The sequence below is a fragment of the Synechococcus sp. MU1651 genome (assembly GCF_023630635.1).
GTDB lineage: Bacteria > Cyanobacteriota > Cyanobacteriia > PCC-6307 > Cyanobiaceae > Parasynechococcus.
On sequence record NZ_JAKUHJ010000004.1, the window covers coordinates 95,135 to 116,968 of the forward strand.

The window sequence follows — 21,834 nt, forward strand, 5'->3', positions numbered from 1 at the left end:
CTCACCACCAAAAGCCACGATGGTGCGCGTTCGATTGGCCCCCAGCCCGACGGGCACGCTCCATATTGGAACGGCGCGAACCGCTGTTTTCAATTGGCTCTACGCCAAACGCGAGCAAGGCGCGTTCGTGCTGCGCATTGAAGACACCGACAAGGAGCGGTCCAAGCCCGAGTACACCCAGAACATTCTCGAAGGCCTGCAGTGGCTCGGGATCGATTGGGACGAGGAACCCGTCATCCAGAGCGAACGGGTGGGTCAGCACCGTGATGCCATACAGACCCTGCTCGATCGGGGACTGGCCTACCGCTGCTACGCCAGCGAAACGGAACTCACGGCCATGCGCGATGCGCAGAAAGCGGCCAATCAAGCCCCGCGCTACGACAACCGCCACAGGTCTCTGACCCCCGAGCAAGAGCACGCGTTTCAGGCAGAAGGCCGTGAAGCGGTGATTCGCTTTCGCATCGATGACGCTGCCGAAATTCGCTGGAATGATCTGGTGCGTGGCGCCATGAGCTGGCGAGGCTCAGACCTTGGCGGAGACATGGTGATTGCCCGTCGCGCCCCGGCGGATCAAATCGGCGACCCCCTCTACAACCTTGTTGTGGTGGTGGATGACGCCGCGATGGACATCACCCATGTGATCCGCGGTGAAGATCACATTGCCAACACCGCCAAGCAACTGCTCCTCTACGAAGCGCTGGGCCTGCCCTTGCCGACCTTTGCCCACGCGCCTCTCATCCTCAATGCCGAGGGGCGCAAGCTCTCAAAACGGGATGGGGTGACCTCCATCAACGACTTCCGCGCCATGGGCTACACCCCTGACGCCATCGCCAACTACATGACCTTGTTGGGGTGGTCCGTACCGGAGGGCATGGAGGAACGGTTCAGCTTGCGTGAGGCCGCAGCCGTTTTTGGTTTCGACCGCGTCAACAAAGCCGGGGCGCGTTTCGACTGGGACAAGCTCAACTGGCTGAATGCCCAGGTTCTGCACGGCTGGACGGCAGACCATCTTCTGGAGGAACTGACGCCGCTGTGGACCGAACGCGGTTGGACCCCCCCCAGCGACAAGAGCTGGTGCCTGGACCTCTGCTCCTTGCTGGGACCATCCCTCACCCTGCTCAAAGATGGCGTCGATCAGGCGGAACCGTTCTTTGATCGTCCGGAGCTCCAGGATGATGCCCTCGAGCAACTCGCGATCGACGGAGCCAAAACGGCCATTGCGGACCTGCTTCAGCGGCTCGAGAACAACCCTTGGGACGGCAGCGACGTTGATCAAGCCAAGGCTTGGCTGGGGGATTCCGCCAAAGCAGCCGGTGTGAAGAAAGGGGTTGTGATGAAGTCACTGCGCGCCGCTCTGCTGGGGCGTCTTCAAGGCCCCGATCTGATCACCACCTGGTCATTGCTGGCCAGAATCGGTGAGGACCTGCCGCGTCTGCGCCGCTGCCTCGGCTGAGTCAGGCTCGTCATCCTCGGCTTTGACCAAGCCAAGAGCCTGAGCCAAGGGCTGGGCCGTGAGGCCCTGAAGACCAACGGTCATCAGGATGGTGAGGAACACCAACCCCTGAAGGCGTCCTGCCCCCAGGATGCCGGCCTGCTCCAAGCGAATCGCGAAGAGAGAGGCCACCGCTGCGGTGACGATGCCTCGCGGAGCGAGCCATCCCAGAAACAGTCGTTGTTCAAGCTTGTAGGGCAACCCAATGGTGGCTAGACCCACGCCGATCGGACGCACCACGAGCATCAACGACAGCACGCAGAGGATGCCGCCCCAACCCAGCGGACTGAGTTCAGCCCAGGAGACGTCAGCAGCCAGCAATGGAAACAGCATCGTGATCGCCAACTGCGCCAGTTCCTGAATCAAACCATCCAATTCAGCGGTGTGGGGGCCTGGACGTCGACCGACAACGATTCCCGCCGCCACCGAAGCAGGCAGGGCGGATTCCGGCAGCAGCCATTCACTGACGCCATACATCAGGAACAGCAAACCCAGACTGAGCTGAAGCGGGAGCCCCTTCAACTGATCGGGTTTGAGCCGTCGCAACAGCTCTGACAGCAGCCAGCCGACGCTCGCGCCAATCAGCACACCACCGCCCAATCGATACAACAGGCCGAGCATCACCTCCCGCCAGCCATGCAGGTTGCCAAGGACAAGCTCCAACAGCAGCAGGGCTAAAACGGCGCCGATGGGCTCAAGCACCAGTCCCTCAGCCTCCAGGACTTCGCCCAGAGGAGGTGCGAGCCGTATTTGACGCACCAGGGGTGTGACCACCGTTGGCCCCGTGGCCAGCACGATGGCACTGAACACAGCCGCAAGCGACCAGCTGAGGCCCGCAAGCCAGTGGGCCGCCAACAGACCGCCTCCCAGGGAGATCAACAGACGCAGGGCTGCGATGCGCTGCACCGTGGCCTTGATCGTGTCTCCAGGCAGACGCAGATTCAGTCCGCCATCGAACAGCACCAGGCTGACAAGAAGACCCACCACGGTTCCCAGCCCGGAGCCGAGATCAAGAGGTTCCACCCAACCCAGACCAGAGCGACCGATCAGCAACCCCGACAGGAGCAGCAACACCACCCCAGGAAATTCCGACTTGGCCGCCAGAAAACGGGCTGCAGCACCCGAGGAAACCGTGACGCCCCAGAGGAGGCCCAGACGCTCAGGCGTCATCGACAGAGGAAAACTGAGGTTCCACGCGCACGCCGATCACCGCTTGGGGGCGTACGACCAGATACTCGCCCTCCAGATCACTGAGGGGAACGTTGACGAAACCGCCCTGGTTCTCGGCATTGACCAACCCTTGGTACCACTCCTGGAAGGTCTCGAGTTTCGGAAAAAACACCCGTTCGGTTTGCCCTCCCACAAGGTGGAGATGGACGGCGTAGCGGCGGGGCGTACGGGACATCAGCGCGGAAAGACATCCATCACGGTCCCCACAGGATGACGGATCGGTTCCGGGTCTGCCCAGAGAAGAGGGCGAAGACAGGCGTTACGCGGGGCATAAAGCGGATGGCGCGGTTGCCCCGAGGCCGTCTGCCCCAGCATCAGAGGATGCGGCGAGTCGGGAACGGAGCGTCGGCGGTGCGGCAGCAAACGCTGAATGGTCCCAAGAACCAGCTGAGCCCGGTCCCATCGCGCCCCATTCGCCCCCCATCCACACCAGAGATCAACCCCAGATGTTCGGGACCAGTAGTTGAACCAGCGGTTCAAGATCGCGTCGTTCTGCTCACCGATGGGGTCCTTCACCCGCAGCAGCGCCGCCGGAGACGGCGACATCCGGGCGAACAGATTCAGCACCAGCAACTCCCGATATCCCCATTGCCAGGCGAAGCCGATCAAACGGCGCAGGGTCGGATCATCACGCTGGCCATCAGCTCTCGAGGGATTCAGACCCACGAAAAGGAGGCACCCTTCGCCGGCACCCAGGCAGCGCCGCAGCCACCAGCGGTAACAGCCATCGCTGCTGAGGGACGCTTCAGACCCCGAGCTGTCGCCGACAGCGTTCAAGGATGCGTTCGCTGGCGTGACCATCGCCGAAGGGGTTAACGGCGCGGGACATCTCTTGATAGGCCGTGGCATCCCCAAGCAGCCGCGAGGTCTCCTCCAGGATCACATCGGGATCGGTGCCCACCAGCCGGGCGGTGCCCGCATCAACGGCCTCCGGCCGCTCTGTGGTTCGCCGCAGAACCAGCACGGGTTTGCCGAGCGCAGGGGCCTCCTCCTGGAGACCACCGGAATCGGTGAGCAACAGGCAGCAACCTTTCATCGCTGCAACGAGACGGTCGTAGTCCAGAGGTTCGGTCAGAACGACACGGGGATGGCTCCCAAGCAGGGACTGCAGCGGTTCACGCACCGTCGGGTTGCGGTGCATCGGCAGCAGAAGCGCCGTGTCGGGGTAGCGCTCAAGCACCTGCAGCATTCCTGCAGCGATGTCGTGCAGCCGCTCACCCCAGTTTTCACGGCGATGCACCGTGGCGAGGATCACCCTCTGTTGATCCCAGTTGAGGCCATCAAACTGAACATCCGGGGCCGATTCCGCCATCAACAACAAGGCATCGATCACGGTGTTGCCGGTCACGGCGATCTCCCCGACCACCCCGGATGCTTTCAGGTTGGATTCGGCCTTGAGCGTCGGCGCGAAATGAAGGGTTGCGATCTGGGAAAGGAGCCGACGGTTGGCTTCTTCGGGGAAGGGATCCAGAAGATTGTCAGTGCGCAGGCCGGCCTCCACATGACCAACCGGGATCTGCTCGTAAAACGCAGCCAAACCAGCTGCAAACGCCGTGGTGGTGTCGCCCTGCACCAGAACCAACTGCGTGGGGTAAGCCTGAAAGTCTTCCCGCAGCCCCTGCAGCGCAGCACAGGTGACATGGGTCAGGGTCTGACGGGGTGCCATCAGATTGAGATCCTGATCCGCCTGGAGATGGAACAGATCCATCACCTGGCCCACCATTTCGCGGTGCTGACCGGTCAGGACGACACGGGTCTGCAATGCATCACAGGCTTGGAACGTCCGGATGACCGGAGCCAGCTTGATCGCCTCCGGACGCGTTCCCAGAACGATCGTGACGCGGGGCTGTTCAGCCATTCCATCCAGACGGACCGCTGGAGTTTACGGGCGTTAACCCGGAGAGAACAGTGAGAAATCCTTGCCAGTTCCAGCATCGAGACGATCCTGAAAACAGATCCCTTGCCATCAATGTGGCTCAGCCGGTTTTCCCCCCCAGCTTCCCGCCGCGCCCAACCGCATCCCGTAGCCCAGAAGGACTTCGGGAGGGTCACAACCCGGCACCCCGATCCGCTGCAGATGGCTCTCCAAGCCTCGAAGAGATCGTGCGCATCGCCCATGATGCCGGCCATTCCGATGTCCACCTGGGGGTTGGGGAAGTGCCGCGCTACCGGGCCCGGGGAGACATGCAGGGCACGGATTGGCCGGTCACCCGCGCCGAGGTCTTTCAGGGATGGCTCCAGGAAATCCTGACGCCACAGCAGATCGATGGCTTCAACCGCGACAAGGAATTTGACGGCTCCCATGCCTTCCCCTTCGTGCGCGTGCGCATCAACCTGATGGATTCCCTGCGGGGCCCGGCGATGGTGCTGCGCCTGATTCCGCAGACGATCCTCACCATGGAGCAGCTGAATCTCCCCAGCGTGCTGGAGAGCCTCGCGGCCCGTCCGAAGGGACTGATCCTGGTGACCGGTCCGACAGGCTCCGGCAAAAGCACAACCCTGGCGGCCATGATCGATTGGATCAACCGCAACGAGGCACGCCACATCCTCACGATCGAGGATCCCGTCGAGTTCGTGCACGAGAGCCGCAAGTCCCTCATTCGGCACCGGGAAGTGGGGTTGCACACCCTCAGATTCCACAACGCCCTGAGGGCTGCTCTGCGGGAAGACCCAGATGTGATTCTGGTGGGCGAAATCCGGGATCAGGAAACCCTTTCCACGGCCCTGGAAGCGGCCCAGACCGGCCACCTGGTGTTCGGAACGCTGCACACCAATTCAGCGGTGAAGACCGTGGAACGGGTTCTCGGCATGTATCCGCCTGAAGAGCAGGAGAGTGTTCGCCGTTCGTTGTCCGAATCGCTGCTGGGGGTGATCGCCCAGGGATTGATCAAGACAACAGATGCAAAACGGGCTGCGTTTCACGACATCCTGATCAACACCGACGCCTGCAAGGACTACATCCAGCGGGGGGCTCTCGATGAGGTGGAGGAGATCATGGAGCGCAGCGGATTCGATGGGATGGTGACCACCAATCAATCGCTGCTGGCCCTGGTGGAGTCGGGTCGCATTGACGGTGATCAAGCGGTTGCCGTCAGCCTCAAACCCAACGAACTGGCTCAGGCCCTGCGGGGCCGAAGCTGATCAGCCACCGCTGAACACACGCACCAAAAGAACAACAGCGATCCCTGCGGAGAGGCCGATCATCGCCAAACGGCCGTTCCAGATTTCGGCCTGTGGAGTGAAGCCACGCTTCCAGGCGTTCAGCTCATCAGCCTCCACGGGTTCCGGAGCATCTGACCTGGTTTCCGGTTGGTCCACCACGCAGAGACCGAGCAGCGCCCTTCAAGCCTAAAGGCTTCCTAAAAAGGTGGGTCTGGTGTGTAAAGCGCATTGGCCTGATCCAAGGGCCAGCGAGCTGCAACCCCGGATTCAAGAGACGTGCATTCCGTGTTCTGGCCCAGACGCAGCAGGGCCGCAGCTCCGATCATGGCGGCGTTGTCGGTGCAGAAGGCCAGGGGAGCGATGGAGACCGCTATGCCCCGCTGCTTCCCCTGTTGGAGCATGCTCTGGCGCAAGCGACGGTTCGCTGCGACGCCCCCAACCATCACCAGTTGCTGAACACCATGGTCTTCAGCACAGCGAAGACTGCGCTGCACCAAAACATCGGCCACCACCTGTTCAAAACTGGCCGCCAGGTCGGCAAGAGGCAGCGGATCAGGGTTTTGCCGCAAAGTTTCCACAGTGCGGAGCATGGCGGTCTTCAGACCACTGAAGGAAAAGTCGTAGGGGTGAAAACCGCCGCCCGGCAATGAAATCCGCCCCTTGGGCAGGCGAAAGCGCGTTGCATCACCCGTTTCGGCTACAGCCTGGATGGCAGGGCCTCCGGGGTATCCCAGACCAAGCAGGCGGGCCACCTTGTCGAAAGCTTCTCCAGCGGCATCGTCATGGCTTCGGCCGAGCCGCGTCATCCCGCCGTCGTCAGCCACCAGGATCAGCTCCGTGTGGCCCCCGCTCACAAGCAACACCAGATAAGGAGCCTTCGGTGGGGCATCTCCAAGCATCACCGAAGCCAGATGGCCCTCCAGGTGATGAACACCGAGAAAGGGGCGCTGATGCAGAGCAGCAAGGGTGCGGCCCGTCACCGAGGCCACCATCAGAGCCCCGGCCAGACCTGGAGTGATCGTGGCCGCGATGGCATCCAGCTGCCCCAGAGCGACACCCGCCTCGTCAACAACGGCCTCCACCAACCCCGGCAGGGCCTCAACGTGGCGGCGCGAAGCGATTTCAGGCACAACACCACCCCAACGGGCATGCTCTTCAACCTGAGATGCAATCCGCGACGCCAGAACGTCAATTCGCCCATCCGCGTGACGGCGCAGGACCGCTGCAGCGGACTCGTCACAACTTGTTTCGAGGGCAAGCACTACATGCATCGAAGCGATGCGCCTCCCCTACTGTCCGACTTGTGACATCTTGCCCTTTCGGGGCACCGTTCAGAGGAATTGTTCCGATGCGTCGTCTCTTCGCCGTCGTGCTTTCAGCACTCCTGGTGTTCGGCTTCGCCCCCGTCGCCAAGGCGGATGTGGCTGGCCTCACCCCCTGCTCAGAAAGCGCCCGCTTCCAGCAGCGTGCTGCCGCTGCCACCACGCCTCAGGCCAAAGCTCGCTTCGAGATGTACAGCCAGGCCTCCTGTGGTGAGGATGGCCTTCCTCACCTGATCGTCGATGGCCGCTGGAGCCACGCCGGTGATTTTGTGTATCCCGGAATCATGTTCCTGTACGTCGCCGGCTGCATTGGCTGGGCCGGTCGTGAGTACCTGAAAGCAACTCGTGGCAAGAATGCTGCCCAGTACGAAATCTTCATCGATCGCAGCATCGCCATCAAGAGCCTTCTGGCTGCTGCCACCTGGCCTCTGGCTGCCTTCGGTGAATTCACCAGCGGCAAGCTGCTCGAAGACGACAGCAAGGTGACTGTTTCACCACGCTGATTCAAACGACTTCAACCATTGCTCCCTCAACAATGAACAAGTTTCTGACCGCAGCTCCAGTGGTTGCAGCCATTTGGTTCACCGCCACCGCAGGAATCCTGATCGAGTGGAACCGCTTCTTCCCCGATCTTCTCTTCCACCCGATGTGAATCTGGGTTGATTTTCTAGAGGCAAGGGAACCTTCGGGTTCCCTTTTTTTGTGCCTGCCCCCATTGCGAAAGTCAGGGTTGCGACGATCAGCGTTGAAAAAGCAGCTCCGCGTTATCCCAGCCCCATCAGCGTCTCCACCTGGTTCAACGCTGCTTCGAGATCGTCATTGATCACAACAGCATCAAATTCCTGTTGGGCTTCGAGCTCCTCTCGAGCGCGAGTCAAGCGGCGCTGAATGGCATCCTCCGCATCGGTTCCGCGCCCACGGATCCGGCGCTCCAATTCTTCAAAGCTGGGGGGAGCCAGAAAAATCTGAAAACCGTCCGGAAAACTGCGACGCACCTGGCGGGCACCTTCCAACTCAATCTCCAGAAGCACGGGGCGCCCCGCCGCCATCTGTTCTTCCACAGGACCTCGGGGGGTGCCATAGCAATTCCCCGCGAATTCCGCCCACTCGAGAAAACCTCCCTGCTCCACCAAGGCCTCAAACCCCGCACGGCTGTGGAAGAAGTAGTTGATGCCGTCCTGCTCACCCTGGCGCGGAGAACGGGTGGTGGCCGACACCGACAGCCAGATCTGGGGGTGCCGTTCCAGCAGCTGGTTCACCAGCGTTCCCTTGCCGACTCCACTGGGGCCGGTGATCAAGGTGAGCTTTCCACTGGTGGACATCGCGGCGTCTGCGTGGGTCAGCAGAGTAGGAAGCCCCAACGCCCCACCCGGTGCTCCAGGTGATCGCCTCCACCAGCCTGCAGCCAATGGATCTCACCACGCTGCGCGCGGTGCTCTGGGATCTGCGCCCAAAGCTGGTGCCCAGCCGCTTCGAGAAGGCCCAACAACCGGACCCGGCAACGATTCAACTGGGATGCCGCAGCCTCAAGGGGATGGTGTGGCTGGAACTGAGCTGGCAAGCCGAGGCCCCTCGGCTGGTGGAGGTCAACCCTCCCCCGCGCAGCGGCAGCGGCAGCACCTTCGCCCAACAGTTGCAACACAGCCTCCGCCAGCTGGCTCTGGTGGAGCTCCACCAGAGCGGTTTTGAACGGGTGGTGGAATTCCGGTTTGCCCAACGCCCTGGGGAACCGATCCAGCGGGTGCTCGTGCTGGAGCTGATGGGACGGCACAGCAACCTGCTGCTGCTGGATGAGCAGCGCCGGATCATTGCCCTGGGGCGACAGGTCCGGGACCATCAGTCCCGCGTGCGCCCTCTCTCCACAGGTGATTCCTATAGCCCACCCCCGATGCTGCAGGGGTTGGCACCGGATCCAACGGAGGGCTTTGAACGCTGGAAGGAGCGGCTCTCTCTCGTTCCGATCGCCCTGCGCAAGGCCCTGCAGCAGACCTATCAGGGGATCAGCCCAGCCCTTGCTCTACAGCTCGCCGGCGACCATCTGAACACCCCGGTGGACAGCCTGGATGCACGCCACTGGTGCCACCTGTTTGAACGCTGGTCCCTCTGGTTGGACCAGCTCGAGCGTGAGCAGTTCGCCCTGGTGGTGGAGAACGACGGTCGTTACCGGGTCTGGGGGTCTCCCCAGGGTGAAGTGCATCCACAGCCCGCTCTGGCGCTCACCCTGGGATCCCTGCACCAGCAATCCCAAGAGCAACGGGCCCTGGCACGGGTCAGCCAAGATCTGCGTCAACGCCTGGAGCGTTGGCGCAGCAAAGAACAGGCAGCCCAGCAGGACCAACACCAGCGCCTGAAGGCCACCGAAGGGCACGAGGCTCTTCAACGCCAGGCGGATGCTCTCCTCTGCCTCGGAAACCCAAGCCGCGACCAGGTCGATGAAGCCCAGTCGCTCTATCGCAGGGCCAAAAAACTGCGGAGATCGCGCCCGATCCTTGAGCAGCGGCTGGAGCACCATCAGCAACGGCTTGAGCTGATCAACGCGAGCGAAACCTTCATCGAAGATCAACTGGGCGCCACCTGGCAGGACGGCCCGGCGCGCCTCGCCGCCCTGAATGATCTGCGGGAGGAACTTGATGAGCTGTTACAGCCCAAGGAACGCCGTCGCAGCACGCGACAGCAGCGTCAACGGGACCAGCCCAAGCCGCTGGAACTGAACACTCCCGGAGGTCTCAAGGTGCAGGTGGGGCGGAATCACCGCCAGAACGACTGGATCTCGCTGCGCCAGGCCCGCAGTGGTGACCTCTGGTTTCACGCCCAGGAATGCCCAGGCAGTCACGTGGTGTTGAAGAGCTCCAACGGGCTGGCCGAGGAATCCGACCTGGCGATGGCAACGGATCTGGCGGCCTATTTCAGCCGCGCGCGGGGCAACACGCGGGTGGCGGTGGTGATGGTGCCCACCGATCAGCTGCAGCGCATTCCCGGTGCCGGCCCGGGCACCGTGCGCCATGGACAAGCTGAAATCCGCTGGGGGGATCCCCAGGGCGCGGAAGAGCGGCTGCTTGCCCCTAGCCTGAGCCCACATTCGGGCTGACCTGTTGCGCCGCCCGCCCTGCGTCCGTGTCTGAGCGCCCCGAAGGTCCCCCAGCTCTGCAGCCACCACCGCCCATTCGCATTGGGAGGGCACCTGGCGATGCAGATCTGCCGAATGAGGTGGAGATGCCTCTGGTGGATCACCTGGAGGAACTGCGTCAACGGGTTCTGCGCAGCTTGCTGGCCGTTGTTGTTGCAGCGCTGACCTGCCTGCTGGGGGTTAAACCTCTGGTGCGACTGCTGGAAGCGCCAGCAAGCGGAATTCATTTCCTTCAACTGGCACCGGGAGAGTTTTTATTCGTCTCGCTGAAGGTGGCCGGCTACGCCGGCCTCACCCTGGCCCTGCCCTATGTGCTGTTTCAGATCCTGGCCTTTGTGCTGCCGGGCCTGACGATCCGCGAACGACGCCTGATCGCCCCTGCCGTCGCCGGCTCCGCGGTTCTGTTCATGGCGGGCCTGGCCTTTGCCTGGTGGGCCCTGGTGCCAGCCGCCCTTCGTTTTCTGGTGAGCTACGGCGCCGATGTGGTGGAGCCGCTCTGGTCGATCGAGCGTTATCTGGATTTTGTTCTGCTGCTGATGCTGGCCACCGGGCTGGCGTTTCAGCTCCCTGTTCTGCAACTGCTCCTCGGGGCCCTGGGGCTGGTGCGCTGGCGGCCGATGCTTGGGGCCTGGCGCTGGGTTGTGCTGGGTTCAGCCCTGGCTGGAGCTGTGCTTACGCCATCCACCGATCCGATCACGATGCTGCTGCTGGCTGGAGCGATCACGGCACTGTTCCTGATCGGCGTCGGCCTGGTGGCCCTGACCGAATCCCTCAGACCAGAAACTCCTTGATCAGCGTTTCCGCCTCCGGCCCTGTCGCCTCCAGCGGAAGACTCAACGCCTTACCAAGACGGGGTTTGTCACGGGTGGAACCGAGCCATTGGCGCACCTCACCCGCCAAACCAAGACGATTCACAACATCCAGCACCTCACCGAGATGCTGCCGATAGGCCTCAAGGTCCATCGGGAACGACTGTTGCTCGAGATAGGCCCACATCACCTGGAGGTACAAACGACGGCGTCGAACCACCAGCTGAAGGTCGTAAGTCGCCCGCCAGCGCTGGCGTAGACAGGCCATCACCTCGTCAACACTGAGCGGCGGCTCGGGCACGGCGTTGGCGATATCAAGCACAGAAGCAGGGGCGGCAGGGGCAGGTAGACGCCTGTCGTTGCAAAGCTTGACAGGCACTTAAGCATCCATAATGGTCGCCAATCCGAGCTGGATGAACGTCCGCCATGACCCAACTCTCCTCGAGCGATGTGCCCGGAATGGGTCGTCGGCAGTTCATGAATCTGCTGACGTTCGGCTCTGTCACCGGTGTGGCCCTGGGAGCCCTCTACCCGGTGGCGAATTACTTCATCCCCCCCAAGGCCGCTGGCAGTGGCGGTGGCACCAGCGCCAAGGATGAGCTGGGCAACCCGATCACAGCCAGCGGCTGGCTCTCCAGCCACCCCGAGGGCGATCGCAGCCTGGTGCAGGGCCTCAAAGGCGATCCCACCTATTTGATCGTTGAAGGCGAAGACGCCATCGGCAGCTACGGCATCAACGCCATCTGCACCCACCTCGGTTGCGTTGTTCCCTGGAACAGCGGCGCCAACAAGTTCATGTGCCCCTGTCATGGCAGTCAGTACGACGCCACCGGCAAAGTGGTCCGTGGCCCTGCCCCTCTCTCCCTGGCCCTGGCGAACGTCAGCGTGGAGAACGACAACGTGTTCGTGAGCCAGTGGACCGAGACCGACTTCCGAACTGGTGATAAGCCCTGGTGGGCCTGATTTCTTCCTTCCCTACGCCTGCATCCCCCTCACCGTCCCATGCGTCGTCACCTCTCGCTTTTCCTTGGATCGCTGGTCATCGGACTGGCTCTGCTGATCGCTCCGGCTGCCAGCTGGGCATATCCCTTCTGGGCTCAACAGAACTACGACAGCCCCAGGGAAGCTACCGGCAAGATTGTTTGCGCCAACTGCCACCTGGCCAAAAAGCTGACCCAGGCTGAAGTTCCTCAATCGGTCCTCCCCGACAGCGTCTTCACCGCCAGCGTCAAGGTTCCTTACGAAAAGGGCCTGCAGGAAATCGGTGCGGACGGCAGCGATGTGGGCCTGCAGGTGGGCGCCGTTGTGATGCTTCCTGATGGCTTCACCCTGGCTCCTCAGGACCGCTGGACCGACGAGATCAAGGAAGAAACAGAAGGCGTCTACTTCACCCAGTACAGCGACGACCAGCCCAACATCCTGCTGGTGGGACCGATTCCTGGTGATGAGCACCAAGAGATCGTCTTCCCTGTGCTGTCTCCTGATCCCGCCACCGACAGCAACATCCACTTCGGCAAGTACCAAATCCACGTGGGTGGCAACCGCGGCCGTGGCCAGGTGTATCCCACCGGTGAGAAGAGCAACAACACCGTCTACACGGCTCCTGCCAGCGGCACCATTGCCTCCATCGAACCCGGCGACAATGGTGCCAGCGTGGTCAGCATCAAGGCTGCTGACGGCAGCAGCGTGAGCGAGACCATTCCGGTTGGTCCTGAAGTTCTGGTCGGCGTTGGTGACAGCATCGAAGCCGGTGCTGCCCTGACCAACGACCCCAACGTGGGCGGCTTCGGCCAAGTGGACGCAGAGATTGTTCTGCAGAACCCCGTTCGGATCTACGGCCTGCTCGCCTTCTTCGCAGCGGTGGCTCTGGCTCAGATCATGCTGGTGCTGAAGAAGAAGCAGATCGAAAAGGTTCAGGCCGCTGAAGGCAACTTCTGATTGCTATGGCTGTTGAAGCCCTGTTTCCCCTGGCGACCTTCCAGTCGCCAGGGGAATTTTTGCCTCACACCCAAAACTGGTTCCTTCCGCTGCGTTGGTACGGGCTGCTGATTGCAACAGCCGTCTTGATTGGACTGAACCTCTCCAGCCGACTGGCCAAGCTTCGACAGCTGGAGAACGGCCTGGTCAGCGATCTCCTGCCCGTGCTTGTGCTGTTTGCCGTGATCGGAGCACGGATCTACTACGTGGCCTTCGAGTGGCACAACTACGTCTCCAACCCGCTCAAGGCCCTGGCCATCTGGGAAGGAGGGATCGCCATCCACGGTGCTTTGCTGGCGGGAACAATCACGCTGATCCTGTTCTGCCGCTGGCGCCGGCAACCCTTCTGGGATGTGCTGGATGTGTTGGTTCCCTCCGTGGCCTTGGGACAGGCCATCGGTCGCTGGGGAAATTTCTTCAATTCCGAGGCCTTCGGGGTTCCAACTGACCTGCCGTGGAAGCTGTTCATCCCGGCGCAGAGCCGCCCTGTGATGTACAGCACGTCGGAATTTTTCCACCCGACGTTCCTCTACGAATCGATCTGGAACCTGCTGCTCTTCGGACTGTTGATGCTGCTCTTTCGCCGCGGACTCAAAACTCCTGGGATGCTCCCATCGGGCGCCATGAGTTGTGTGTATTTGGTGGGCTACAGCCTTGGCCGTGTCTGGATCGAAGGTCTGCGCATTGATCCTCTCTGCATCGGTTCGCTTCCACCGGCTTGCGACGGGGGAATCCGCATCGCTCAATTGATGAGTTGCACCCTGGTTGCGCTCGGCGTACTGGGGCTTTGGTGGCTATATCAACGGAAGCGACCCCTGCCTGATCCATCAGGCCAACGCAGTTGAGTCACGTTGTCAGTTTCGTCGGCGCAGGCCCCGGTGCTCCAGACCTGCTCACTCTTCGCGCGGCTGACCGTCTGAACAAGGCCGACGTGCTGATCTGGACGGATTCCCTGGTCTGTCCAGCCATCGCCGATCTCGCGCCGGCGTATTGCGAACGCATCCGCACCAGCACGACCACGCTCGAAGAGCTGATCCCGCTGCTTATCGACCGGCAGCGCCAGGGCAAACGGGTGGTGCGGCTCCACGATGGAGACACGGCGCTCTACAGCGCCATCAATGAACAGATCTGCGCCCTGAGCGACGCCGAAATCCCTGTGGAAGTGATTCCCGGGATCAGCGCCTACCAAGCGGCAGCCGCCGGACTCGCCAGCGAACTCACCCTTCCAGGCGTGGTGCAAACCATTGTTCTCAGTCGCGCTGGGGGTCGCACCGGCGTGCCGGAACGGGAACAGCTGGATCGGCTGGCCGCCTTGCGCGCCAGCCTTTGCATCTATCTGAGTGCACGACACGTTGAAGAGGTGCAAACCACCCTTCTGGAGCACTACCCCGCCGACACGCCCGTGGCCATCGGACATCGGGTGAGCTGGCCTGATCAGATGCTCACCGTTGTCCCTCTCAGGGAGATGGCTGCGGTGAGTCGGGAACGCAATCTGATTCGCACAACGCTTTATGTGGTGAGTCCGGCCCTTGCCGGTGGTCCTCAGCGTTCACGGCTTTACTCGCCTGACCACGACCACCTGTTCCGTCCGAAAGCCCAATAGGCGGTGGTTTAAGATCGATTTGTGCGGGCGATTAGCACAGTGGTAGCGCACTTCCTTCACACGGAAGGGGTCACTGGTTCGAATCCAGTATCGCCCATATTTTTTGATGGGATTTAATCCTTTTGGTGCTGACTGCACTGTTGGATCGGCCTAAGTTCAGCTTTGAACGAGGTCGATCGACCCATTGATGAACGAGCGGCGTCTTGCGGACGACCAGGGCAAAGCCACGGGCCTGGTTGAAGCAGGGCGACAGTTGGCCGAGGCACGGGCTGCTGCGGGCCTGAGCCAGAACCAGCTCGCCGGCCAGCTGCACATGGGCGAGGAGCAACTGGCAGCACTGGAACGGGGCGATCAAACCGAACTGCCTGAACCCGTGTTCATCAAGGCCATGGTGCGCCGGATCAGTTCGCATCTCGGTTTGGATGCTGATGCCATGGTTCAAACCCTCGGCCCCCTCACCACCAAACCGCCCAAACGGGCGACTCCCGGGGCAACACCGCGGGGCATCGCTCCTCAGAACCGGAGAACATTCAATCCACTTCCCCTCGTGGCTCTCGCCGGGCTTGCTGGCCTTGGCTTTGTTGTGTGGAGCAACGCCTCCGAGTTGATGCGCTTCGCCCAGGGGTTGAAGCCTGCCAATCCAACCCTTGAGCCAAGCGAAACCGATCTGGAGGTGACCAAGGTTGCAGATGAGCGCGATGCCCTCATCGTTCCAGCGCCACCAACCGGAGACCTGGGCCTCACGATCAGCAGCAGCGAACCCAGCTGGATCGCCCTACGGCGTGAGGGAGTTGTGGAATTCGAAGGGCTGCTGAACGGTGAGCGCAGGATTGACAATCCCGAACTGGTGGAGATCTACGCCGGCCGGCCTGATCTGGTGCAGCTCAGTTCTCCCGACGCCGAGACACGCACCCTTGGCGCTGTGGATGACATCCGCTGGATCCCGCTCAGCCCTGCACCCTGACGCGCAGATTCACGCCAACCGCCTCCTTCACCACCTCAGCGCAGCCTTCCAAACTCCACTGTTCAAGGCTGACGTTCTGGTTGACCCGCTCAGGGACGATCTCCAGATCCAGACTTCCCTTCACCGCATGAATGCGGAGTGCTGAGATCACCGGCTCAGGCCTGCGATCCAGAGCCGCGGCCAAGCGCAGCAGCAGGGCCATCTGATGAACACAACGACGGTTGTCTCGGGTGGCCACAAGCTGCCAGGACTCATGGCGTTTCTTCGGCAGGCTGCGGCGGTGATAGCGGGCAATGGCCGCCACCATCAAGTGCTCCGCCTCGGAATAGCCCAGCAGCTCACCATGACGAATCAAGTACCAGGTGTGCTTGTGGTAAGCGCTGATGTTGATGTGCTGGCCACAGGTATGAAGCATGGCGGCAGCCCAAAGCAGTTCACGCCCTTCGCCACTGTCGTCATGCATCACGCCTCGCGTGGCGTCGTAGAGGCTTAGGGCATGGCTGGCAACCCGTTCAGCCCTGCTCTGGTTCACCGCAAAGCGCTGCACCTGATGGAGCACAGTGCGCTGCCGAATGCTGCTCTGAAAGCTGAAGCGGTCTTCCAGAAGACCCTGGCGAAGCATCCAATCAACGATCAAACCTTCCCTGAGCGCCCGCTCACTGAGCACGAACTCCTCCACACCCAGCATCTTCATGGTGGTTTGCAGAATCAGCGCACCGGGAACGATGATTTCGGCCCGACGATCGTTGATAGGAGCCAACTCCCGTCGCTGCGCAGGGGTCATCGTGATCAAACGATCAACCACCTGATTCAGGCTCTGCCGGGTGACGCGGTACCCATGCAATTTGCGGGGTGGGCGCTCCTCTTCACTCGCCGCAAGGGAGCCAATCGCCATCGCCGTGCCGCTGGTGGCTACTAAAACAGGAGTTTCACCGGGTTTGATCCTGCGACGCACTTTGTCGACCGCAGGTTCAAGCGACCCCTGAATGAAGGCCTGCAGGAATGACCGCCGTTGAGGGGGCATCGGATCATCCCGAACAAAGTCCCGCTGGAGTCGCACAGCCCCCACACGGGTGCTGGTCAGTGCGCGGGCATCACGACCATCGGCAAGGATCAGTTCGGTGGAGCCACCGCCGATATCGAGCAGAAGATGCGGACGGTCTCCAAACGGCATTCCTGAGAGGACGCCCAGATAGATCAACCGTGCCTCCTCGGGGCCGCTGACCAAATCCACCTCCATCCCCAGATCGTCGAGGATGGTCTGGAGGAAATCGCGACCATTGGGTGCTTCTCGAACGGCACTCGTCGCCGCTGTGACGATCTGCTCAACCCGGTGACTGGCGGCGAGATCTCTGAACTGGCGAAGGGTTTCCAGCCCCCGTTGCATCGCCGCCGCGGTTAGCTCACCGGTCTCAGGATCACGATCCCCCAGACGCGTGGTGGCCTTTTCGGCCTGGATGATTCGAAACGTGCGCAGCTTCGGATCAACGGCTGCCACCAGAAGATGAAAGGAATTGGTCCCGATATCGATGGCGGCGATCCGACGCTGATCAGCGTTCACTGCCTGCGACGCGCCGTTGTTCTGTTCCGTTGGCTGGGCTGGGGCCTTGGCATCCAGCATCAACGTCAGAGCGGCAATGAAATCCACTCTGCCACTGACGGCCGAGGCCATCAGGCCCTGACTAGGGTTCTTCAAATCCCGTTGATTGTGATCAGCAGCTCTGCCCGTCTTCAGCCCTGGATCGAACTGCTCCGCTGGAACAAACCCACCGGCCGGCTGATTCTGCTGATCCCAGCAGGCTGGGCCCTCTGGCTGAATCCAAGCGCTCCCCCCAGTGTTGTGCTGATCCTGCAGATCCTGCTGGGGGGCCTTGCGGTGAGCGGAGCAGGCTGCATCGCCAATGACCTGTGGGACCAGCGCTTCGACGGCCAGGTGGAACGCACACAACATCGGCCTCTGGCCAGAGGTGCGCTGCAGCGAGGGCCAGCCTTCGCTCTGCTGCTGATCTTGCTGGGCCTCAGCCTGGCTGTTGTGCTGAGTCTGCCGGCCGCCAGCCTCGGGCTCTGTCTCACCTTGGCCTGCACGGCCGTGCTGCCGATCCTCGGCTATCCATCGGCAAAGCGGTGGTTCGCCTTCCCCCAGGCGGTCTTGGCGCTGTGCTGGGGCTTCGCGGTGCTGATCCCCTGGGCCGCAGCAACGGCCTCCTTGAGCGGGAGTCCTGCCCTGGTGTGCAGTTGGCTGGCAACCGTGGTCTGGACCTTCGGCTTCGACACGGTCTATGCCATGGCCGACCGACGTGACGATGCCAGCCTCGGCCTGCGCAGCAGCGCCCTGAGCCTCGGATCCCGCGTGGTTCCTGTGGTTCGGGGCTGCTACCTCCTGACAGCCATCACCCTTGCCATAGCGGCATGGTCGGCTCAGATCCCAGCACCGTTCTGGCCTCTCTGGTTGCTTGCCGCCGTCTTCATGCAGCTCAGCTGCAACCCCTTGAACCAAAAGGATGCCTCCATGGGCACCTATGGGAAGCACTTTGCCCAGCAGGTGCAGGCAGGGACGCTGCTCTGGCTCGGCCTGGTTCTGGCCAGGGGATGGGGAGCCTGATGCGCATCACCCCGGCTCCTCCTCTCCGCACTGGAGACCGTGTGACCTGTGTGGCCGCCAGTTCAGCCCTGCAGGACGACATCAAGCTGCAGGAGGGCATTGCGGTCCTGCAGAGCTGGGGCCTCGATGTTCAACCCCAGACCTTGGCCAGCCGACGTTGGGGCTACTTCGCAGGGCGCGATGACACGCGCCATGCCGATCTGCATCCGGCAGAACCGGCAGCGCTGCTCGCCTGTGCCCGCGGTGGATGGGGCGCTGCTCGGCTGCTAGAGCAGCCCATCCGCTGGCAGAGCGGCTGGCTGTTGGGCTTTTCCGACGTGACAGCTCTGCTCTGGGCCCGCCAGGCAGCAGGGTTTGCGGGGGGCATCCATGGCCCCTTGCTCACAACACTTGCGGAGGAGCCGCAATGGAGCCGTGACCGCTTGCGCAACCTGCTCTTCGGCAACACCATTCCTGACCTACAAGGTCGGGGTGGCGGCGGCGGGGTGGGAAGCGGTCCCCTGCTCGTGGCCAATCTGACCGTGGCCACCCACCTGTTGGGAAGCCGTTTCGTGCCCCCCCTCAAGGGAGCCGTTCTGGTGCTGGAGGACGTGGGTGAAGCGCCTTACCGCATTGATCGGATGCTCACTCAGTGGAGGCTGAATGGCAGCTTGCAGGGCCTGGCGGGTCTGGCATTTGGCAATTTCGAAGGGTGCGCCGATGAAACCAGAGACGCCTCCGAAAGCTTCAACCTTGAGCAGGTTCTTGAGGAACGCACGGCCGATCTCGGCATTCCCAGAGTGATGGACCTGCCCGTTGGTCACCGATCCGGGAACGCAGCCCTGCCCATGGGGGCGATGGCACGCCTGGACGGCGAAAACGGCCGGCTCAGCCTGCTGACCTGAGGGCGAGCACTGCCTCCGCCACGGTGAGGTCAAACGGTGTGGTGACCTTGATGTTGGCGGGGCCGGCATCCAAGACCTGCACAGGCCACCCCAGACGCTCGTACAACGACGCATCGTCGGTGACCGTCCAGCCCTGGGCAACCGCCTCAGCGTGGCCGCGACGCAGCTGATCAACGGCAAAGCCCTGCGGCGTCTGCGCAGCCCAAAGCTCCGATCGATCCGGCGTCTCACAAATCACACCATCAGATCCCACGCGCTTGATCGTGTCGCTCACCGGCGTTGCAGCAATCAGCGCCGTGCCGGCCTCCACTACAGCTGCACAGCGATCAAACAACTCCGGTTCAGCCAAACAGCGGGCTCCGTCATGAATCAAGACGTGCCGAGCCTGCTCCGGCAACCCCGCCAGACCACAAAGCACCGACTCCTGCCGCGTGCTGCCGCCCTGGATCCAGTGCACCGGCTTGCTGGGTGCATCCAGCACCGCAAGGATGGCCTCTCGATCGACCTCCTGGCCGACGATCCCGATCCATTCGATCCGCTCGGAACGCAGGGCCGCCTCCAGAGTCCAGGCAATGACGGGGCGTCCAGCCAACGGCAGCAGCAGCTTGTTGCGATCCGCACCCATGCGCCGACCGCTTCCCGCCGCAGCAATCAACAGATGCACAATCGACTCCTGCCCCAGACAGGCGTAAACGACCTCCATACAATCAGCTCGCACCATGGATGGCGGCGCTGCATGCGAGTTCTTGCCCTGAGCCCGGGTTCGCTCGAAGACCAGCTGGACCGTCTACCGGCTCTGGCCGACATCTGCCAGAAGCTCAACGCCAGCCTGCAGGTGGCCTGTGACCCCCAGCAGGCAGCTCCATGGAAGCTTCTGCCGTGCCTGGACAAGCTGTTGCCGTTCAGCTTCGAGGCCAACCCCACCCTTGCGGACTGGGCCAACCTGCTCGGTTGTGTGCGCGAACCCGACTTTCAGATCTGCATCAACTTCGCTGAAGGGCAGCAGGTGAATCTGATGCTGTCGATGAGCCATATCCCCAAACGGTTGGCGGTTGAGGGATTTGCCTGCACCGACCAGGTCGGCGTCGGTGCAGGCTGGACGGCGCAGCGTCTCAACCCCTTTCTTCAAGCCCTGGGCCTTGATCTCAAGGCCGATCAGTTCCGCCTGCCCCTGGCGGCAGAGGCTCTTGAGGAAGCCCGTGAAGCACTGCCCAGCGGTGACGGCCCCCTGCTGTTGCTGTCGCCATCCGGCCAGGGGAATGACTGGCCTGCAGCGGAATGGCACCAGCTGCCTGAGACGATCAAAAGCCGCCTACCGGCGCTGCGCAGCATGGTGCTGCCAGCCAAGCTCAGCCTGCCCAAACGGGCGGCTTTGGTGGCCAATGCCGATGTCGTGCTCAGCAGCTGCCCGGTGTCCCAGCGCCTGGCGACCTATTGCGGAACCCCACTGGTTGCCCTAGGAGCCGAGGCCGCAGACCTTCCCGAGCGCCAGGAGATCCGCTGCCTCAGCCGCCCGCAGGAGCTCGCCACGCTGCAGAGCAGTGATGTGCTGACGGCCCTCGGTTTCTGAGGAGACGTCCGATGAGGCGTCGCCGTGCAAGGGGACAGCTGAAGCTGATCACGGCTCCATGGCGGGGGCCCATCAGTGCCCTCAGTGCTGTGATCTTCGCGGGTGCCCTCGGTTATCGGATCACGGAGGGATGGGACTGGGGCGATTGCCTCTGGATGGTGCTGATCACCATCAGCACCATCGGTTTTGGAGAAGTCGCCCCGCTTTCACCTCCAGGCCGCCTGGTCACCGTCTTGATCGTGGTGGGTGGCTTGGTGGTTGTGCAACTGGCCATCCAACGCGTTCTCGGGCTGAAGGAGTCGGGATATTTCCGCAGACTGCGGGAGTTCCGCTTTCTCCGCATGCTGGAAGGCCTTCACGACCACGTGATTCTTTGCGGCTACGGCCGGATCGGACAGGAGATTGCAGCCCAACTGCAACGGGACGCGGTGCCCCTCGTGGTGATCGAAACCGATCCAGAACGAAAGGCCGTGGCAGACGAGAATGGCCTTTGGGTGCTTCAGGCCGATGCAACCCTCGATGAAACCCTGCTGGACGCAGGTCTGGAACGCTGCTGCAGCCTCGTGGCAGCCCTGCCCAGCGATGCCTCCAACCTGTACGTGATCCTCAGCGCCAAGGACCTACGACCGGATTGCCGCTTGATTGCCCGCGCCAACAGCGATGAAGCCGCCTCAAAGCTGCGGCTGGCGGGCGCCACGGTGGTGGTCAGTCCCTATGTGGCTGGTGGTCGGGTGATGGCCGCTTCGGCGCTGCGACCACTGGCCCTCAACTTCATGGAGCTGTTGGCGGGTTCCGACTATGAAATCGAGGAATTCCAGCTGAGTCACGACCCTCGGCACCTGATGGAGATCCGTGGGCGCAGCCTGGCGGAACTGGAGCTGGGGCGTCGCAGCGGGGCCATGGTGCTGGCAATCCGGGAGAACGGAAAGCTGATCGCCAATCCAGGCGGCGACACCCAGATGGCGCCGGGACAACTCCTGATCGTGCTTGGAAGCAAAACCCAACTCGCCACATTTCAGTCGTTGCTTGGGGAGGCCGTCGACACAATTGAAACTATGCCGGGTTGAGTTGGATGACGACGGCTCCGTACGA

Annotated in this window: 25 protein-coding genes and 1 tRNA gene; 16 read left to right on the top strand and 10 right to left on the bottom strand. The window is 62.3% G+C overall.

From position 1 onward, the window contains the following. The first annotated feature begins 19 nt into the window (after positions 1–19). Positions 20–1,453, top strand: coding sequence for a glutamate--tRNA ligase (gene gltX / locus NCN05_RS05510; protein ID WP_250397319.1), 1,434 nt, complete (start codon positions 20–22; stop codon positions 1,451–1,453). Here gltX and NCN05_RS05515 read toward each other — a convergent pair. Genes NCN05_RS05515 through wecB form a run of 4 tightly spaced genes read right to left on the bottom strand, consistent with a single transcriptional unit; the run spans position 1,397 to position 4,580 of the window. After that, the gene (locus tag NCN05_RS05515) at positions 1,397–2,662 is read right to left on the bottom strand and encodes a cation:proton antiporter (protein ID WP_250397320.1); all 1,266 of its coding nucleotides are present in this window, start codon (positions 2,660–2,662) and stop codon (positions 1,397–1,399) included. The genes gltX and NCN05_RS05515 overlap by 57 nt on opposite strands. Continuing rightward, positions 2,652–2,897, bottom strand: coding sequence for a hypothetical protein (locus NCN05_RS05520; RefSeq protein WP_250397321.1), 246 nt, complete (start codon positions 2,895–2,897; stop codon positions 2,652–2,654). The genes NCN05_RS05515 and NCN05_RS05520 overlap by 11 nt, the downstream gene beginning before the upstream one ends. Then, positions 2,897–3,499 (bottom strand): DUF1643 domain-containing protein, encoded by a 603-nt coding sequence (locus NCN05_RS05525; protein ID WP_250397322.1) that lies wholly within the window; start codon positions 3,497–3,499, stop codon positions 2,897–2,899. Before NCN05_RS05525 ends, NCN05_RS05520 begins: the two co-directional genes overlap by 1 nt. After that, positions 3,468–4,580: a non-hydrolyzing UDP-N-acetylglucosamine 2-epimerase gene (wecB, locus tag NCN05_RS05530; RefSeq protein WP_250397323.1), complete on the bottom strand. Its 1,113-nt coding sequence runs from the start codon at positions 4,578–4,580 to the stop codon at positions 3,468–3,470. Before wecB ends, NCN05_RS05525 begins: the two co-directional genes overlap by 32 nt. Positions 4,581–4,693: 113 nt before the next feature. On the opposite strand from wecB, the gene NCN05_RS05535 reads away from it, so the two are divergent. Next, complete coding sequence (locus tag NCN05_RS05535) at positions 4,694–5,863, top strand: type IV pilus twitching motility protein PilT (RefSeq protein WP_250397324.1); 1,170 nt, start codon at positions 4,694–4,696, stop codon at positions 5,861–5,863. Here the strand turns inward: NCN05_RS05535 and NCN05_RS05540 are convergent, their stop codons facing one another. Next, positions 5,864–6,040, bottom strand: a complete 177-nt coding sequence (locus NCN05_RS05540; protein ID WP_115010387.1) for a chlorophyll a/b-binding protein — start codon at positions 6,038–6,040, stop codon at positions 5,864–5,866. 41 nt (positions 6,041–6,081) lie between these two features. Then, positions 6,082–7,155, bottom strand: coding sequence for a tRNA (adenosine(37)-N6)-threonylcarbamoyltransferase complex transferase subunit TsaD (gene tsaD / locus NCN05_RS05545; protein ID WP_250397325.1), 1,074 nt, complete (start codon positions 7,153–7,155; stop codon positions 6,082–6,084). A 77-nt stretch (positions 7,156–7,232) separates the two neighbouring features. Between tsaD and NCN05_RS05550 the strand changes: the two genes are divergently transcribed. After that, positions 7,233–7,709: a Photosystem I reaction center subunit III gene (locus tag NCN05_RS05550; RefSeq protein WP_114988265.1), complete on the top strand. Its 477-nt coding sequence runs from the start codon at positions 7,233–7,235 to the stop codon at positions 7,707–7,709. 32 nt (positions 7,710–7,741) lie between these two features. After that, positions 7,742–7,858 carry a photosystem I reaction center subunit IX gene (psaJ, locus tag NCN05_RS05555; RefSeq protein ID WP_006850741.1) on the top strand — a complete coding sequence of 39 codons (117 nt, stop codon included), beginning with the start codon at positions 7,742–7,744 and terminating at the stop codon, positions 7,856–7,858. 112 nt (positions 7,859–7,970) lie between these two features. On the opposite strand, the gene gmk is transcribed toward psaJ, so the two are convergent. After that, a complete protein-coding gene (gene gmk, locus NCN05_RS05560) occupies positions 7,971–8,528 on the bottom strand; it encodes a guanylate kinase (RefSeq protein ID WP_250397377.1) in 558 nt (185 codons plus the stop codon). A gap of 86 nt (positions 8,529–8,614) precedes the next feature. Between gmk and NCN05_RS05565 the strand changes: the two genes are divergently transcribed. Next, positions 8,615–10,294, top strand: a complete 1,680-nt coding sequence (locus tag NCN05_RS05565; RefSeq protein WP_250397378.1) for an Rqc2 family fibronectin-binding protein — start codon at positions 8,615–8,617, stop codon at positions 10,292–10,294. A gap of 125 nt (positions 10,295–10,419) precedes the next feature. Next, positions 10,420–11,124, top strand: a complete 705-nt coding sequence (gene tatC / locus NCN05_RS05570) for a twin-arginine translocase subunit TatC (protein WP_250397379.1) — start codon at positions 10,420–10,422, stop codon at positions 11,122–11,124. Here tatC and NCN05_RS05575 read toward each other — a convergent pair. Next, entirely contained in the window at positions 11,105–11,521 is a 417-nt protein-coding gene (locus NCN05_RS05575) for a DUF3067 family protein (RefSeq protein WP_115081687.1), read from the bottom strand. The genes tatC and NCN05_RS05575 overlap by 20 nt on opposite strands. A 47-nt stretch (positions 11,522–11,568) precedes the next feature. Here NCN05_RS05575 and petC point away from each other — a divergent pair, with 47 nt between their 5' ends. The 6 genes from petC (at position 11,569) to NCN05_RS05605 (ending at position 15,686) form a co-directional block, all read left to right on the top strand. After that, on the top strand, positions 11,569–12,105 hold the full coding sequence (gene petC / locus NCN05_RS05580; protein ID WP_006850760.1) for a cytochrome b6-f complex iron-sulfur subunit: 537 nt from the start codon (positions 11,569–11,571) through the stop codon (positions 12,103–12,105). A 39-nt stretch (positions 12,106–12,144) separates the two neighbouring features. Then, complete coding sequence (gene petA / locus NCN05_RS05585) at positions 12,145–13,080, top strand: cytochrome f (protein WP_250397326.1); 936 nt, start codon at positions 12,145–12,147, stop codon at positions 13,078–13,080. Between the two features lie 5 nt (positions 13,081–13,085). Next, complete coding sequence (lgt, locus tag NCN05_RS05590) at positions 13,086–13,964, top strand: prolipoprotein diacylglyceryl transferase (RefSeq protein ID WP_250397327.1); 879 nt, start codon at positions 13,086–13,088, stop codon at positions 13,962–13,964. Beyond that, positions 13,961–14,722 carry a precorrin-4 C(11)-methyltransferase gene (gene cobM, locus NCN05_RS05595; RefSeq protein WP_250397328.1) on the top strand — a complete coding sequence of 254 codons (762 nt, stop codon included), beginning with the start codon at positions 13,961–13,963 and terminating at the stop codon, positions 14,720–14,722. The genes lgt and cobM overlap by 4 nt, the downstream gene beginning before the upstream one ends. A 25-nt stretch (positions 14,723–14,747) precedes the next feature. Then, a tRNA-Val gene (locus NCN05_RS05600) sits at positions 14,748–14,819 on the top strand. 90 nt (positions 14,820–14,909) lie between these two features. Further along, positions 14,910–15,686, top strand: coding sequence for a helix-turn-helix domain-containing protein (locus NCN05_RS05605; RefSeq protein ID WP_250397329.1), 777 nt, complete (start codon positions 14,910–14,912; stop codon positions 15,684–15,686). On the opposite strand, the gene NCN05_RS05610 is transcribed toward NCN05_RS05605, so the two are convergent. Next, on the bottom strand, positions 15,670–17,307 hold the full coding sequence (locus NCN05_RS05610; RefSeq protein WP_250397380.1) for a Ppx/GppA phosphatase family protein: 1,638 nt from the start codon (positions 17,305–17,307) through the stop codon (positions 15,670–15,672). The two genes, NCN05_RS05605 and NCN05_RS05610, sit on opposite strands and share 17 nt — an antisense overlap. Before the next feature lie 87 nt (positions 17,308–17,394). Here NCN05_RS05610 and NCN05_RS05615 point away from each other — a divergent pair, with 87 nt between their 5' ends. Next, a complete protein-coding gene (locus NCN05_RS05615) occupies positions 17,395–18,288 on the top strand; it encodes a 4-hydroxybenzoate polyprenyltransferase (protein ID WP_250397330.1) in 894 nt (297 codons plus the stop codon). Beyond that, positions 18,288–19,172: a S66 peptidase family protein gene (locus NCN05_RS05620; RefSeq protein ID WP_250397331.1), complete on the top strand. Its 885-nt coding sequence runs from the start codon at positions 18,288–18,290 to the stop codon at positions 19,170–19,172. Before NCN05_RS05615 ends, NCN05_RS05620 begins: the two co-directional genes overlap by 1 nt. Here the strand turns inward: NCN05_RS05620 and ispD are convergent. Further along, positions 19,156–19,836 carry a 2-C-methyl-D-erythritol 4-phosphate cytidylyltransferase gene (gene ispD, locus NCN05_RS05625; protein WP_115081720.1) on the bottom strand — a complete coding sequence of 227 codons (681 nt, stop codon included), beginning with the start codon at positions 19,834–19,836 and terminating at the stop codon, positions 19,156–19,158. The two genes, NCN05_RS05620 and ispD, sit on opposite strands and share 17 nt — an antisense overlap. A gap of 72 nt (positions 19,837–19,908) precedes the next feature. Between ispD and NCN05_RS05630 the strand changes: the two genes are divergently transcribed. Then, positions 19,909–20,742: a glycosyltransferase family 9 protein gene (locus NCN05_RS05630; protein ID WP_250397332.1), complete on the top strand. Its 834-nt coding sequence runs from the start codon at positions 19,909–19,911 to the stop codon at positions 20,740–20,742. Between the two features lie 11 nt (positions 20,743–20,753). After that, complete coding sequence (locus NCN05_RS05635) at positions 20,754–21,809, top strand: potassium channel family protein (protein ID WP_115132167.1); 1,056 nt, start codon at positions 20,754–20,756, stop codon at positions 21,807–21,809. Positions 21,810–21,834 lie beyond the last annotated feature (25 nt).